Source organism: Novosphingobium sp., from assembly GCF_030699305.1.
Lineage (GTDB): Bacteria > Pseudomonadota > Alphaproteobacteria > Sphingomonadales > Sphingomonadaceae > Novosphingobium.
In genome coordinates, this window is sequence record NZ_JAUYNB010000003.1 from 42,186 (window position 1) to 56,010 (window position 13,825).

The following is a 13,825-nucleotide window of genomic DNA, read 5'->3' on the forward strand; positions in this document are numbered from 1 at the left end:
GTCGTTTGACGGCGTATCCTGATTCTGTCCACAGCAAGGACCGAGTTATCCACCGCCAAAACGGCGACCTGTGGATAACTCGGCCCTTGCCCGCTTGTGCGACTCAGCGATGAGGCGCAGCTTCAAGTCATCGAGAGGCTGAAAGCGAACTTGAAAATCCGGCAGGAAACTACTGGATTGAAAGGGAAAACAGAAACTTCAAGATACCGGCGGCGATGCCCGCAGCAGTATCGGAAAACGCGCTTGGCACGCTCTTCGGAGCCGCCCAGCGAACCGCAGATGCAGCGATAGGCGCAAGGCTGGTTGACCGCTTCAGGGCGGCCGGAATGGATGAAAGGAAAGCGGCGCTTCGGCGCAGCGGAACGAAAATTCGGACTGGCAAGGCTGGAAGAAGTCACGGAACCGCCAGGTGGAGGGGAACGGCTTTCGGGCCACCAACCTCTGCCTGACGGGACCACCACGCCGGCAGCGAGACGCCGGGCGAGGAGCGCCGGTTCTTCTGAACCACCGGAGCGTGAGCGACAGAAACGGCAGGGAATGGCAGCAATGCCGGAACCAGCCGGGCCGGATGCCGCAAGGGATCACAACGGCCACTCTGCTGCGAACACCTTCGGGACAGGCGGTCGCCCAACTCGACCGGAACCAAAGCAGGCGCGTGTGGGGCTGGCAGCGATGTCGGCCCCATTTGCGTATGGGCCGGGCGATTGCACACGCCCACGGTGATCCCGGTCGCGGCCTGCAACCCTACCATTTGTTACACATACCGCTTGCCACACCTCCCCGCCGCCGCGATATTGCGCGCCAAGGTGCCGCCCAGCGCACGCGGGAGAACAAGGATGCAGGATTTCACCGGCCAGTTGGCCTTCATTACCGGCGGTGCCTCAGGCGCGGGCTTTGGCCAGGCGCAAGTGTTTGGCCGCGCGGGCTGCCGGATCGTGATTGCCGATATCCGCGCCGAAGCGGTTGAAACCGCGCGCGCCGCGCTCACCGCCGAGGGAATCGAAGTTCACGGCATCGCGCTCGATATCACCGACCGCGCCGCTTATGCCGCTGCCGCCGATGAAGTGGAGCGCCTGTTCGGACAGGCCCCGACGCTGCTGTTCAACACGGCCGGCGTGAACAATTTCGGGCCGATCGAGAACACCACCTATGGCGATTTCGACTGGCTGATCGGGGTCAATCTGGGCGGCGTGGTCAACGGGATGGTCACCTTCGTGCCGCGCATGATCGCCAGCGGCAAGCCGGGCCACGTGGTCACGGTCGCCTCGCTCGGCGGGTTCACGGGTTCATCGCTGGCGGGGCCGTATTCGGCGGCCAAGGCGGCGGTGATCAACCTGATGGAAGGCTATGCCCAAGGCCTCGAAAAATACGGCATCGGCGTTTCGGTGGTCTGCCCGGCGAACATCAAGTCGAACATTGCCGAAGCCACCCTCACCCGCCCCGCCGCGTTCGGGACCAGCGGCTATGTAGAGGGGGCCGAAGCGATTGCCTCGCTCCAGTCGATCTATCAGCACGGGATGGAACCCACGGTGCTCGCGCAGCACGTGATGCAGGGCATCCGCGACAACGCGCTCTACATCATCCCCTACCCCGAAACGAAGGACATGCTGGACCAGCACTTCCGCGCGATCATCGAATCGATCCCGGCGATGGAGACCGATCCCGAAGGCGCGCAGCAGCGGATCGCCGCGCTGATGGAATGGGCTGCTGGCGGGGCAAAAGTATTCGTCCAGCCGAAGTAGGATCTACCTCACGAACAGGCTCGCCAGTTCGACGTGGGTCGACCAGCGGAACTGCCCCACCGGGCGCAATTCCGCGAGCCGGTAGCCGTTCTCGATCAGCAGCGCCCCATCGCGCGCCCAGCTCGATGGGTTGCAGCTGATATAGACGATCCGCTCAACCGTGCTGCCCGCGAGCCGCTCGATCTGCTCGCGCGCTCCAGCGCGGGGCGGGTCGAGGATGACGGCGTTGAACCGGTTCAGCTCATCCGCCAGCAGCGGGTTGCGAAACAGGTCGCGGTGCAGCGCGTGGACTGGCAGTTGCAGCCGTCCAGCCGCCGACTTGCAAGCCTGATGCGCATCGCGCGCCGCCTCAACCGCCAGCACTTTCGATCCCTGTCCGGCCAGCGCAAAGGCGAACGTGCCGAGGCCGGAGAACAAGTCCGCGACCGCGCCGCAGCCTTCCAGCCATTCGCACGCCGCCGCGACCAGCGCGGCTTCACCGTCGACCGTCGCTTGCAGGAAAGAGCCCGGCGGCAGCGGCACGCTGACCCCGCCGAGCGACACGGTCACCGGTTCCGGTTCCCACACCGCTTCGGGGCCATAGCCCGCGTCCAGCACCAACCGCGCCAGTTTATGATCCCGCGCGAAATCGAGCATCGCCTCGGTCCCGGCCAGCCCTTCGACTTTCAGGCCCTTGATGGCGATATCCAGCCCCTGCTCGGTCAGCGCAAGTTCGATGTCGGCGGCCAGCTTGGCATGAACGTGCTTGCCGCCGGGACCGCGTTTCGCGCCCTTGGTCGGGGCCGAACCCTGCCCCAGCTTGATCAGCAGCTTGCGCCAGTGCGGCAGGATCGCGACGAATTCGGGCACCAGCACCGGGCATTCGGTGAGTTCGACCAGCCGGTGTGATTTCGCCTCGCGGTAACCGATCACCACCCGCCCCTGCGAGCTTTCCGCCCGCAACGACGCGCGGCGGCGGCTGCGGGGCGGGGAGAGGTGCGGCGGCGCGATCCGTTCCGCCCCCAGCCCTTGCGAGGTTGAGGCATTGGCCACCCGCGCCTCGACAAAGTCGGCCAGCGATGCTTCGTCCAGCTGCTGCAACTGGCACCCGCCGCAGCGGCCAAAATGCTTGCACACCGGCGCCACGTGGTGCGGGCCGGGCTCAAGCGTGCCATCGGGCAGCAGCAGATCCCCCGGCGCAGCGCCCCAGGCAAACCGGCCCGATGCGGTTACGCCGTCGCCCTTCGCGGCGATCCGGATGATTTCCTCCGAGAGGATAATGTCTTCAGATGGGTCAGTCACAGCCAGATACTCTCACAAGCAGGCCGCGTAGGCGCTGCGAACCGCAGCGGCAAGCATTCCCGCCGTGAACGCGGGCGGACAGCGCCGCGCCGCCTCGCCGTGGAGCCACACGCCGTCGCAGGCAGCGGCGAACGGATCAGCGCCGCTGGCCAGACGGCTGGCGATGGTGCCAGCCAGCACATCGCCGGTTCCCGCAGTCGACAGCCAGCTCGATGCGCGCGCGGCCAGCGCGGTACGGCCGTCGGGCGCGGCGATTACGGTGTCGGCGCCCTTGGCAACGATCACCATCCCGGTCACCTGTGCCAGCGCTCTTGCCCGCTCGACCTTGCCACCCTCCCCCGCGCAGCCAAACGCGCGTTCCAGCGCGGCCAGTTCGCCCTCATGCGGGGTGGCGATCAGCGGCGCGGTGCGCTGTGCCTGCAAGCGCCCTGTGAGCAGCACCAGCGCATCGGCATCGAGCACGGCCGGGATATTCTCGGCCATCGCCAGCGTCAGCCGTTCGCGCGCGGCGGCATCGCGGCCAAGGCCGGGGCCGATCAGCAGGGCGTTGATCCGGGTATCGGTCAGGGCATTGGCCAGCGGCTGCGGATCAGCAACGATGTCATCGGGCGCGGGCGCTTCACCCAGCAGCTTCACATACCCCGCACCGGACCCTTGCGCGGCGGTTGCCGCGAGCCGCGCCGCGCCCGGCATCGCCCCGCCGATCACCACCAGCAGCCCGCGCGTGTATTTGTGCGCATCCGCCACCGGAGCGTGCAGCCGGGGCCGCGCGATCAGCGCCGCCGCATCCGGCACCGCACCAACCCCGATTGGCACCAGCCGCAGCGCGCCCATCTGGGCGCAGGCCGGCATCAGGAAATGCGCAGGCTTCCACGCGCCCAGCGCCAGCGTCAGGTCATAATCCGGCAGCCCCGGCCCCAGCGGCTGGCCGGTATCGCTGTCCACCCCGCTGGGCAGATCAACCGCAACGCGCAAGGCGTGGCTGGCTGCAAGGCGGGTCAGCAAAGCGGTGTGTTCGCTGGAGAGCGCGCGGGTCAGCCCCGTGCCGAACAGGCAATCGACCAGCACTTCGCCGATGGCAGACACATCAGTCCCGCAAACTTCGCGGTGATAGAGCGCGCGGGCGGTGCGCGCCGCATCGGTTTTGGGTTCACTCGCCGCGATCACCTGCACCGGGCCGCCGCGCTCGTGCAGCGCCTGCGCGATCACATAGCCATCGCCGCCGTTGTTGCCCGGGCCGCACAGCACGGTCACGGGCCGCCCGCCGCTCACCCGCCAGACCCAGTCCGCCGCCCCGCGCCCGGCGGTCTGCATCAACTGATCCACGCCGGTCCCGCCCGCGATCAGCTCCTCTTCCGCCCGGCGCATCTGCGCAGCGGTGAGGATCTGGTTATCGGGTGGCTGCATTGGTCCCGGCCGGAATGACATAGCGATCCAGCCCCAGGATCACTTCATAGCGATCCCCCTTCAGCGCGGACTGGGTTTCGTCCGCGCCGTCAGCAGCAAGCAGGTTCTGGCCATCGGGGCTGACCTGCATCCGCCGGAACGCGCCATCCGGATGGCGCACGATGAACACTTGCGCGCCCTCGATCACGCTGCGTTCCAGCTGGCAGTGCGGCGTGAAATCCTTCGCCCCGCCCAGCGAACACTGGATCGCTTCACCCGCTGGCGCTGCGGCCTGATCGCCCTGCCCGCAGGCCGCCAGCAGGGCCGCAAGGACGAGCGGCGCGCCGCGCATCACTTACCCTTCAGTTGCGACAGGTCACGCACAGCCCCGCGCGCGGCGCTGGTGGTCATCGCGGCATAGGCTTGCAGCGCGACCGAAACCTTGCGCGGGCGGTCCTTTTCCGGGTGCCAGCCCTTGGCATCCTGCACCGCGCGGCGGCGGTCCAGTTCCGCATTGGGCACCGCCAGATTGATCGTGCGATTGGGGATGTCGATCTCGATCACGTCGCCGTTCTGGGCCAGCCCGATCGTACCGCCCTCTGCCGCTTCGGGCGAGGCATGGCCAATCGACAGACCCGAAGTGCCGCCCGAAAAGCGCCCGTCAGTCAGCAGCGCGCAATCCTTGCCCAGCCCCTTCGATTTCAGGTAGCTGGTGGGATAGAGCATTTCCTGCATGCCGGGGCCGCCCTTTGGCCCTTCGTAGCGGATCACGACGACGTCGCCCGCCACGACCTGCCCGGTCAGGATCGCGGTGACGGCAGCGTCCTGGCTTTCATAGACTTTCACCGGGCCGGTGAACTTCAGGATCTTTTCATCCACGCCCGCCGTCTTCACGATGCAGCCTTCCAGCGCGATGTTGCCGAACAGCACGGCCAGCCCGCCGTCCTTCGAAAAGGCGTGTTCGGCGCTGCGGATCACGCCGTTTTCGCGGTCGGCATCCAATTCGGCCCAGCGGCGCGACTGGCTGAACGCGGTCTGCGTCGGCACACCGCCCGGCGCGGCCTTGAAGAATTCCTGCACCTTGGGATCGTTGGTGCGCTTGATATCCCAGCGGTTCAGCGCATCGGCCATGGTCGGCGAATGGACGGTCGGCAGATCGGTGTGGAGCAGCCCGGCCCGGTCCAGTTCGCCCAGGATCGCCGGGATCCCGCCCGCGCGGTGGACGTCTTCCATGTGGACGTCGCTTTTGGCTGGCGCGACCTTCGACAGGCACGGCACCTTGCGGCTCAGCCGGTCGATATCGGCCATGGTGAAATCGATGCCCGCTTCCTGCGCAGCGGCGAGCAAGTGCAGCACCGTGTTGGTCGACCCGCCCATCGCGATATCCAGACTCATCGCGTTTTCAAACGCCTTGAAGTTGGCGATGGCGCGCGGCAACACACTGGCATCGTCCTGTTCGTAGTAACGGCGGCACAGATCAACCACCACGCGGCCCGCTTGCAGGAACAGTTCCTTGCGGTCCGAATGGGTGGCCAGCTGCGAGCCATTGCCCGGCAGCGACAGGCCCAGCGCCTCGGTCAGGCAGTTCATCGAATTGGCGGTAAACATGCCGCTGCACGACCCGCAGGTGGGGCAGGCGGCGCGTTCGATCTTGGCGACATCCTCATCGCTGACCTTGTCGTCCCCGGCGGCGATCATCGCGTCGATCAGGTCGAGCGCGACTTCCTTGCCGTCCAGAATGACCTTGCCCGCTTCCATCGGCCCGCCGGACACGAACACCACCGGAATGTTGATCCGCATCGCGGCCATCAGCATTCCCGGCGTGATCTTGTCGCAATTGGAAATACAGACCATCGCATCGGCGCAGTGCGCGTTGACCATGTATTCCACGCTGTCGGCGATCAGATCGCGGCTGGGCAGCGAATAGAGCATTCCGTCATGGCCCATCGCGATCCCGTCATCGACGGCGATGGTGTTGAATTCCTTGGCCACGCCGCCCGCCGCTTCAATCTCGCGCGCGACCATCTGGCCCAGGTCCTTCAGGTGGACGTGGCCTGGCACGAACTGGGTAAAGCTGTTGACCACCGCGATGATCGGCTTGCCGAAATCGCCGTCCTTCATCCCTGTGGCGCGCCACAGCCCGCGTGCGCCCGCCATATTGCGGCCATGGGTGGAAGTGCGTGAACGGTAAGCGGGCATGGGAAACTCCGAACTGGTCAGCCATCCTTAGCCGTCCGCCCTGAGCTTGTCGAAGGTCCGTTTTTCCCTTTTGCGCTCCCGCGCAGGCCAGGGAAGAACAGGACGGTCCTTCGACAAGCTCAGGACGGACGGGCTTGGAATTCGTGGCCCCTACACCGCTAGTCGCCCAGCTTCAACGCCACTTCATTACAAATTCGGCCCAGCAGGCTCGCCCAAAATTGCTGGCCTGCGGCATCGGCGATCTGATCCTGCCGGATTTCGATGCCCAGATAGGGCCGCCCTTCGCCCTCGGCATGGCGGTTCATCGTCGCGTTGAGCAGTCGGCCCGAATACGGTTCCTGATCACCCACCATCAGCCCTGCGGCTTCCAGCAAGGGGATCGCGATGCGCGCCGCGCGGTCGTCGTGGTTATAGAGCACGCCCACTTGCCATGGGCGCAGTTGCTCCGGATGGCTGGCCAGCCGCGGCGTAAAGCTGTGCAGCGACAGGATCAGCGCCGGCGGCTTGTCATCCAGCAGCGCGGCCAGTGCCGCATGATAGGGACGAAAGAACCGCGCGAGCCGCGCCTCATGGCCTGCGTGATCCAGCGCATTGCCGGGCATGGCGTGACCATCGCTGGCGATCGGCACGACAGTGGGGGCATGTTCCTCGCGGTTGAAATCGCACACCAGCCGGCTGACGCCCCCCAGAAACGCCGCAATGCCGGGGCGCTCGGCCATGTGCTGCGCCACCCCCGCCACGCCGATGTCGATGGCGATGTGCTGGTCCAGCAGCGCGGGATCGATCCCCAGGTCGATATCGGCGGGAACGTGGTTGCTGGCATGGTCCGACACCACCAGAATGCCGCCAAAGCGAGGCGCGCCGATCAGGTGGAACGCTTCAGTCATGGTCCGCCCCCTCACCCGTTCGTGTCGAGCGAAGTTGAGACACTGCGCGCAACGTGTCTCGACTTCGCTCGACACGAACGGAGGTTGGTTGATGGGGCCGAAGATCACCGCAGCCGCCCCAGCAACTGCCACCAGCCGGGCTGATCCCGCCCGATCTGCACCGCCGCCGCCTCTGCCGCCGCAAAATCCTCGTACAGCGCAAAGCAGGTCGCGCCCGAACCCGACATCCGCGCGATCAGCGGTTCAGTTGCGCGCAACGCCGCCAGCACATCGCCGATCACGGGACACAGCGCCAGCGCGGGCGGCTCCAGATCGTTGCGGCCAGTCAGGGTGATGGTCCGGACGTCGCCCACCGGCAAAGGTCCACGATCCTGCCCGTCCCACGCCTTGAACACCGGCCCGGTGCTCAGCGGGACGCGCGGATTGACCAGCAGGCAGGCCATGCCCGCCAGATCGTTGTCGACCGGCTCCAGCTGCGTCCCGGTGCCAAGCCCGATGCAGGCGCGCGACAGCACGCAGGCGGGCACATCGGCCCCCAGCGCGGCGGCGCGCGCGGGCCAGTCAGCCGGCAGGCCGTGGCTGCGCTCCACGATGCGGAACACCGCGCCCGCATCGGCCGACCCGCCGCCCAGCCCCGCCGCGACCGGCAGGCGCTTTTCCAGCGTCACCGCCCAGCCCTCGCCGTGGGGCAAGGCCGAGAGCGCCTTGGCGACGATATTGCCAAACGGATCGTCCAGCGCCCCGCCAAACTCGCCCACCACGCGCAAGCTATCGCGCGCAGCTGGAACTGCGCTCAGCGCGTCCCCCGCATCGACGAAGGCAAACAGCGTTTCCAGCTCATGATAGCCATCCTCGCGCCGCCGTCTAACGTGCAGCGCGAGGTTGATCTTGGCGTAGGCGGTTTCGTTCAAATGCACCTTCAGCGCGTCAGCTTTTGTGATGTAGGCACCGAGCTCAACTGAGCAAACTTGCGATCCAGACAGGCTTAACTGGCTGGCGCGACCCGGTAGCCGTCCAGAGAGGATATCCAGCGAACAGGTTTTGCGGGGAGTGCAATACCGACGCCATCGACGACACCTGCCTTCACAAGCTTGCCGTTCTCGATCCGCAATGCATCACAGGCTGTCTGGCCCACCATCGATGATAGTTTCTCTTTGATGTTCGCCATGGCCGCAGCATTCTGTTCAGCAGTCAGCGGAGCAGCATTGCGCTTGATCTGCCCGGTCTCGAAACTTTCGTTCTGCAGCGATCCGCAGATCGCGCCATTCTCGACACGGCCACGCACGGTTAGCGTCAGAGTAATCGGTTGCTGCGGCGACAGCAGCATTTCTGTGGTCTCAGTCAAAGTGCCGTCAGATACAATTTCATAGCTTGCAATCGCAGTACATGTCTTCGCGGCATCGTCAGGGTTCGAGCAAATCATCCTGCCAGCTTTAAAATTTGCCAAAACATCCAGTTCAGGCGGAACAGCGGCAAGTCCTGCAGTGAGTATCAAGAAATCAATCACCATAAGACTCCCCGCTGTTTGGACAATGCCGGTCCCATATCACATATTCGGATAGTTCGGCCCGCCGCCGCCTTCGGGCGTCACCCAGTTGATGTTCTGGGTCATGTCCTTGATGTCGCAGGTCTTGCAGTGGACGCAGTTCTGGGCGTTGATCTGGAGGCGCGGATTGCCTTCCTCGACGCCGAGGAATTCATAGACCCCCGCCGGGCAATAGCGCGCTTCCGGCCCCGCATACCGCGCCAGATTGAGCTCGACCGGGATTGCCGGGTCCTTCAGCTGAAGGTGGCACGGCTGGTCTTCCTCGTGGTTGGTGAACGACAGCGCGACCGAGGACAGGCGGTCAAAGCTGACCACGCCGTCGGGCTTGGGATAGTTGATCGGCTGATAGAGGTCCGCCCGGCCAATCGCTTCGCAGTCGCGGTGGTGCTTCATCGGCTTCCACACGCCGAACCCGAACAGCGTGCGCAGCCACATGTCCGCGCCCGCCAGGATCGTGCCGATATCCCCGCCCCACTTCGCCACCAGCGGCTCTGCGTTCTGGACCAGCTTCAGTTCCTTGGCGATCCAGCTGTCGCGCACGGCGGCGTCGTATTCGCCCATCGAATCGTTCGCACGGCCCGCGGCGATGGCGGCGGCGATGGATTCAGCCGCCAGCATCCCGCTTTTCATTGCGGTGTGGCTGCCCTTGATGCGCGGCACGTTGACGAACCCGGCCGAGCACCCGATCAGCGCGCCGCCGGGGAAGTCCAGCTTGGGCACCGATTGCCAGCCGCCTTCGTTGATCGCCCGCGCGCCATACGACACGCGGCGACCACCTTCCAGAATGGCGCGGATTTCCGGGTGCTGCTTCCAGCGCTGGAATTCCTCGAACGGGAAGACGTAGGGATTCTTGTAATCGAGCGCGGTGACGAAGCCGAGCGCGACCTGGTTGTTCGCCTGATGATACAGGAACCCACCGCCCCAGCTTTCGCTTTCGGTCAGCGGCCAGCCCTGAGTGTGGATGACACGGCCCGGCACGTGCTTGTCCGGATCGATATCCCACAGTTCCTTGATGCCGAGGCCGTAAACCTGCGGTTCGCAGTTCGCTTCAAGGTCATAGAGTGCCTTGAGCTGCTTGGTCAGGTGCCCGCGCGCGCCTTCGGCGAACAGGGTGTACTTGGCGTGGAGTTCCATGCCGGGCTGGTATTCGCCCTTGTGGCTGCCATCCTTGGCCACGCCCATGTCCTGCGTGGCGACGCCCTTGACCGAGCCGTCCTCGTTATAGAGCACTTCGGATGCCGGGAAGCCGGGGAAGATTTCGACGCCCAGTTCCTCAGCCTTGCCCGCCAGCCAGCGGCACAGGCTGCCCAGACTGCCGGTATAGTTGCCGTCGTTCGACATGAACGGAGGCATCGGCCAGTGCGGAATCGGGATATGCTTGCCCTTGGTCAGCACCCAGTGCCAGTTGTCGGTTACCGGGGTTTCCGCCATCGGACAGCCATCGGTGCGCCAGTCGGGCAGCAGTTCATCCAGCGCCTTGGGATCGACCACCGCACCCGACAGGATGTGCGCGCCCACTTCGGAGCCTTTTTCCAGGATGCACACCGAAAGATCGGCGTTCAGCTCCTTCAACCGGATCGCCGCACCAAGGCCGGCCGGACCGCCCCCAACGATGACAACGTCATAAGGCATCGATTCGCGTTCGCTCATGGCGGATTCCATTCCCTGCATTGTCGGCCTGTTTCTGCGGGAAAGCCTTGATTGCTGCGATGCGCCGGGTCAAGACCACAATGTGGATGCGATAACACATTCTGATGCCCCCGATGGCCTGTCCCCGGCCCAGTTCGCCGCTGCGGTGGACTGGTGGCGCGATGCCGGAGTGGATCTCGATTTCGTCGACGCCGCGCGCGATTGGCTGACCCGCCCTGACGATGCCGTACCGGCAGGCACTGCGCCGCAGTTCACAGTGCCGGAGCCACCCGCGCCAGCGCCCGCGCCAAAAATCGGCGGCGACGGGGCCGACCTGCCGGCCACACTGGCCGAATTTACGCAATGGTGGCTGACCGATCCCTCACTCGACGGCGGACAGGTGTTTGATCGCGTGGCCCCGCGCGGGCCGGCCGGGGCGGAACTGATGGTGCTGGTCGATCATCCCGAGCCGGGCGATTCGCAGCGCCTGCTGGATGGACCGCAAGGGCAGCTGCTGGATGCGATCCTGACCAGCTTCGGCATTGCGCCGGATGCCGCCTATGTCGCCAGCTGCCTGCCGCGCCATACGCCAATGCCAGATTGGGCCGCGCTGGCCGAGGCTGGTTTGGGCCGGATCGTGACAACCCACGTCAAATTGGCCGCGCCGCAGCGGCTGATTGTGCTGGGACCGCACATCTCGTCGCTGCTGGGCCACGACCCGGCGAAAAGCGCTAATCCTTTACCGCGATTTAACCATGAGGGGGCGAATGTTCCGGTATTGGTCGCGCAAGGGTTGGTCCGCCTTGGCGGCAGACCGCGCGACAAGGCCGCGTTATGGGACGCATGGCTGAACTGGACGGGATAATTCTGGACGTGACATTGCGGCTGACAACACGGCTTGTGGGACTTGCGATGACCGGCGCGGCCGTCCTGCTGCCGGTCGCCGCGCAGGCTAACAGCGCGGCAGTCGATTACTTTCGCAACCGCGCCAGCCGCACCGCCGTGCCCAGCCTGCTGACGCAGGACGAACGGGCCTATTATCAGGAACTGTTCGCCGCGATCGACAAGGCCGACTGGACCAAAGTGCAATCCCTGTTTGCACAAAAGACCGATGGCCCGCTGCATCAGGTCGCCCGCGCCGAATACTTCCTCGCGCCGACCTCGCCCAGGATTGAGGCCGGACCGCTCGGCGAATGGCTGGCGCGCGGCACGGACTTGCCCCAGGCCACACAGATCGCCGCCCTGGCCACCAAGCGCGGCGTGGCCGAACTGCCCGCGCTGCCCGCTGCCAACCGGCTGGTGTCGATGCCTAGCCGCGCAAAACGCATCCGCCCGCGTGAAGTGAACGACGGCACGATGCCCGCCGCCGTGTCGACTGGCATTCAGGCCCGGATCAAGGCCGACGATCCCGCCGGAGCCAAAGCGCTGCTCGACGGGATCGACACGCAGCTTTCCGCCGAAGCGCGGGCCGAATGGCGCGCCAAGGTAGCGTGGAGCTTTTACATCGAGAATGACGACGCCAATGCCTATGCGCTGGCGCAGTCATCTGTGCAGGGCGCGGGGCCGTGGGTGGCCGAAGGGCTGTGGACGGCAGGTCTGGCCGCGTGGCGGCTGAATGATTGCGCCGGGGCCGCCGACGCCTTCGAACGCACCGCGCAGGCTTCCGAGAACGCCGAACTGACCGCCGCTGCGCACTTCTGGCAGTCGCGCGCGCTGGTGCGCTGCCGCCAGCCCGAACGCGCCGCCGCGCCGCTGAAAAGCGCCGCTCGGATGGACGAGACGCTTTATGGCATGCTTGCCGCCGAACAGCTGGGCACGAAGCTGCCCGAAACCCACACTGCCCCCGATTTCACCCAGAACGACTGGCAGAAGCTGCGCGATGTGCCCAATATCCGCGTCGCCGTGGGGCTGGCCGAAGTGGGCAAGGACGGGCTGGCCGATGAAGTGCTGCGCCATCAGGCGCGGATCGGTTCGTCCCAGCATTACCAGCCGATGTCCCGCCTCGCACGCGATCTGGGGCTGCCCTCCACCCAGTTGTGGATGGCCTATAACGCGCCAGCCGGGGGCAAAGCGGAACCTGCCGCGCGCTTCCCCACACCAAAGTGGACGCCAACCACCGGCTGGAACGTCGATCCGGCGCTGGTCTATGCCCACGCCTTGCAGGAATCCGTCTTTCGCACCGCTGTGACCAGTCCGGCCGGGGCCAAGGGCCTGATGCAGATCATGCCCGCCGCCGCCCGCGACCATGCCGCCGCATTGGGGGTGTCGGGATCGCCCGGCGATCTGGCCAAGCCCGAAGTCAACCTGGCGTTCGGCCAGCGACACCTGCAACGCCTGAAGGACAGCCCCGCCACCCAGGGGCTGCTGCCCAAGGTGATGGCGGCCTATAACGCCGGGCTGGTGCCGGTCAGCCGCTGGCAGAGCGAAATCCGCGATTCTGGCGACCCGCTGCTGTGGATCGAAAGCGTCCCTTATTGGGAGACGCGCGGGTATGTGAACATCGTGATGCGCAATTACTGGATGTATGAACGCCAGGCCGGCGGCCCATCGGAAAGCCGGATGGCGCTGGCGCAAGGGCTGTGGCCCACATTCCCCGGTCTGACCGGATCGGAAGCCGTGCGCCTGTCACCCAGCGGCACGGTGCTGCGCACACGCTGATTGCCTGCCCGGCATCCCGTTCGACCGCAGCATCAACAACTATCGCGGGTGCGAGCACAATCGCTCTGCTGATCAACGTTGTGTTCGTCGGCTTTTGGTCGCTGCGCTGCGAAGCACGAATGACCAATGATGGGTGGTTTGCGGACAAGGGATTGCCGATTGGAACCGTTCCCCTAAGCTGAGCGCATGGGACCGGAATACGTGCATCTGCCTCCAAACGAGAGTCCACCACAGCTACCCATCGGGCCGCTTCGGGCAGTCATTGTCTCCGAGACCACGGTGACCGACGACTGGCGCAACAGCATCGCCCAATGGTTGGTAGAAGGCGGTTGCCTGTATGCAATCGCCTGGGGGGCCGAGTGCGAAAAGTGGCACGACGCGGTTGATTGGGCGGTCCTTGAAACCTTTAATTACGGCCACATACCGGATGAAAAGTTCGTCATGACGACGTGGCATTCCGATGAACCAATGTCGGAAGCGCTATGGTTCGCCGGGAA

At 65.5% G+C, this 13,825-nt stretch carries 12 protein-coding genes and 1 pseudogene; 4 read left to right on the forward strand and 9 right to left on the reverse strand.

Translation table 11 applies throughout. The features are described from left to right. Nucleotides 1-122: 122 nt before the first annotated feature. The gene (locus Q8Q53_RS00330; RefSeq protein ID WP_305699751.1) at nucleotides 123-398 is read right to left on the reverse strand and encodes a hypothetical protein; all 276 of its coding nucleotides are present in this window, start codon (nucleotides 396-398) and stop codon (nucleotides 123-125) included. Between the two features lie 438 nt (nucleotides 399-836). On the opposite strand from Q8Q53_RS00330, the gene Q8Q53_RS00335 reads away from it, so the two are divergent. Beyond that, nucleotides 837-1,742, forward strand: a complete 906-nt coding sequence (locus Q8Q53_RS00335; protein WP_305699752.1) for an SDR family NAD(P)-dependent oxidoreductase — start codon at nucleotides 837-839, stop codon at nucleotides 1,740-1,742. Between the two features lie 3 nt (nucleotides 1,743-1,745). On the opposite strand, the gene Q8Q53_RS00340 is transcribed toward Q8Q53_RS00335, so the two are convergent. From Q8Q53_RS00340 to Q8Q53_RS00375, 8 genes are all read right to left on the reverse strand, one after another. Next, complete coding sequence (locus Q8Q53_RS00340; RefSeq protein ID WP_371136470.1) at nucleotides 1,746-3,023, reverse strand: class I SAM-dependent RNA methyltransferase; 1,278 nt, start codon at nucleotides 3,021-3,023, stop codon at nucleotides 1,746-1,748. Between the two features lie 12 nt (nucleotides 3,024-3,035). After that, the gene (locus tag Q8Q53_RS00345; protein ID WP_305699753.1) at nucleotides 3,036-4,430 is read right to left on the reverse strand and encodes an NAD(P)H-hydrate dehydratase; all 1,395 of its coding nucleotides are present in this window, start codon (nucleotides 4,428-4,430) and stop codon (nucleotides 3,036-3,038) included. Then, on the reverse strand, nucleotides 4,414-4,761 hold the full coding sequence (locus Q8Q53_RS00350) for a hypothetical protein (protein WP_305699754.1): 348 nt from the start codon (nucleotides 4,759-4,761) through the stop codon (nucleotides 4,414-4,416). The genes Q8Q53_RS00345 and Q8Q53_RS00350 overlap by 17 nt, the downstream gene beginning before the upstream one ends. Beyond that, on the reverse strand, nucleotides 4,761-6,608 hold the full coding sequence (gene ilvD / locus Q8Q53_RS00355; protein ID WP_305699755.1) for a dihydroxy-acid dehydratase: 1,848 nt from the start codon (nucleotides 6,606-6,608) through the stop codon (nucleotides 4,761-4,763). Before ilvD ends, Q8Q53_RS00350 begins: the two co-directional genes overlap by 1 nt. Nucleotides 6,609-6,766: 158 nt before the next feature. Beyond that, nucleotides 6,767-7,495 (reverse strand): N-formylglutamate amidohydrolase, encoded by a 729-nt coding sequence (locus Q8Q53_RS00360; protein ID WP_305699756.1) that lies wholly within the window; start codon nucleotides 7,493-7,495, stop codon nucleotides 6,767-6,769. A 104-nt stretch (nucleotides 7,496-7,599) separates the two neighbouring features. Then, nucleotides 7,600-8,412 (reverse strand): 4-(cytidine 5'-diphospho)-2-C-methyl-D-erythritol kinase, encoded by an 813-nt coding sequence (locus tag Q8Q53_RS00365; protein ID WP_305699757.1) that lies wholly within the window; start codon nucleotides 8,410-8,412, stop codon nucleotides 7,600-7,602. 68 nt (nucleotides 8,413-8,480) lie between these two features. After that, complete coding sequence (locus Q8Q53_RS00370) at nucleotides 8,481-9,005, reverse strand: hypothetical protein (RefSeq protein WP_305699758.1); 525 nt, start codon at nucleotides 9,003-9,005, stop codon at nucleotides 8,481-8,483. A 36-nt stretch (nucleotides 9,006-9,041) separates the two neighbouring features. Continuing rightward, on the reverse strand, nucleotides 9,042-10,691 hold the full coding sequence (locus Q8Q53_RS00375; RefSeq protein WP_305699759.1) for an electron transfer flavoprotein-ubiquinone oxidoreductase: 1,650 nt from the start codon (nucleotides 10,689-10,691) through the stop codon (nucleotides 9,042-9,044). Between the two features lie 82 nt (nucleotides 10,692-10,773). Between Q8Q53_RS00375 and Q8Q53_RS00380 the strand changes: the two genes are divergently transcribed. From Q8Q53_RS00380 to Q8Q53_RS00390, 3 genes and pseudogenes are all read left to right on the forward strand, one after another. Continuing rightward, a complete protein-coding gene (locus Q8Q53_RS00380) occupies nucleotides 10,774-11,535 on the forward strand; it encodes a hypothetical protein (RefSeq protein ID WP_305699760.1) in 762 nt (253 codons plus the stop codon). After that, nucleotides 11,514-13,328: a lytic transglycosylase domain-containing protein gene (locus tag Q8Q53_RS00385; RefSeq protein ID WP_371136471.1), complete on the forward strand. Its 1,815-nt coding sequence runs from the start codon at nucleotides 11,514-11,516 to the stop codon at nucleotides 13,326-13,328. Before Q8Q53_RS00380 ends, Q8Q53_RS00385 begins: the two co-directional genes overlap by 22 nt. Nucleotides 13,329-13,607: 279 nt before the next feature. Further along, nucleotides 13,608-13,825, forward strand: a pseudogene (locus Q8Q53_RS00390) (hypothetical protein); the annotation flags it as partial.

Coding starts and splice junctions, on each gene's coding strand:
- Q8Q53_RS00350 (WP_305699754.1), bottom strand. CDS start 4,761: ATGCGCGGCGCGCCGCTCGTCCTTGCGGCCCTGCTGGCGGCCTGCGGG.
- ilvD (WP_305699755.1), bottom strand. CDS start 6,608: ATGCCCGCTTACCGTTCACGCACTTCCACCCATGGCCGCAATATGGCG.
- Q8Q53_RS00375 (WP_305699759.1), bottom strand. CDS start 10,691: ATGAGCGAACGCGAATCGATGCCTTATGACGTTGTCATCGTTGGGGGC.
- Q8Q53_RS00345 (WP_305699753.1), bottom strand. CDS start 4,430: ATGCAGCCACCCGATAACCAGATCCTCACCGCTGCGCAGATGCGCCGG.
- Q8Q53_RS00370 (WP_305699758.1), bottom strand. CDS start 9,005: ATGGTGATTGATTTCTTGATACTCACTGCAGGACTTGCCGCTGTTCCG.
- Q8Q53_RS00360 (WP_305699756.1), bottom strand. CDS start 7,495: ATGACTGAAGCGTTCCACCTGATCGGCGCGCCTCGCTTTGGCGGCATT.
- Q8Q53_RS00335 (WP_305699752.1), top strand. CDS start 837: ATGCAGGATTTCACCGGCCAGTTGGCCTTCATTACCGGCGGTGCCTCA.
- Q8Q53_RS00385 (WP_371136471.1), top strand. CDS start 11,514: ATGGCTGAACTGGACGGGATAATTCTGGACGTGACATTGCGGCTGACA.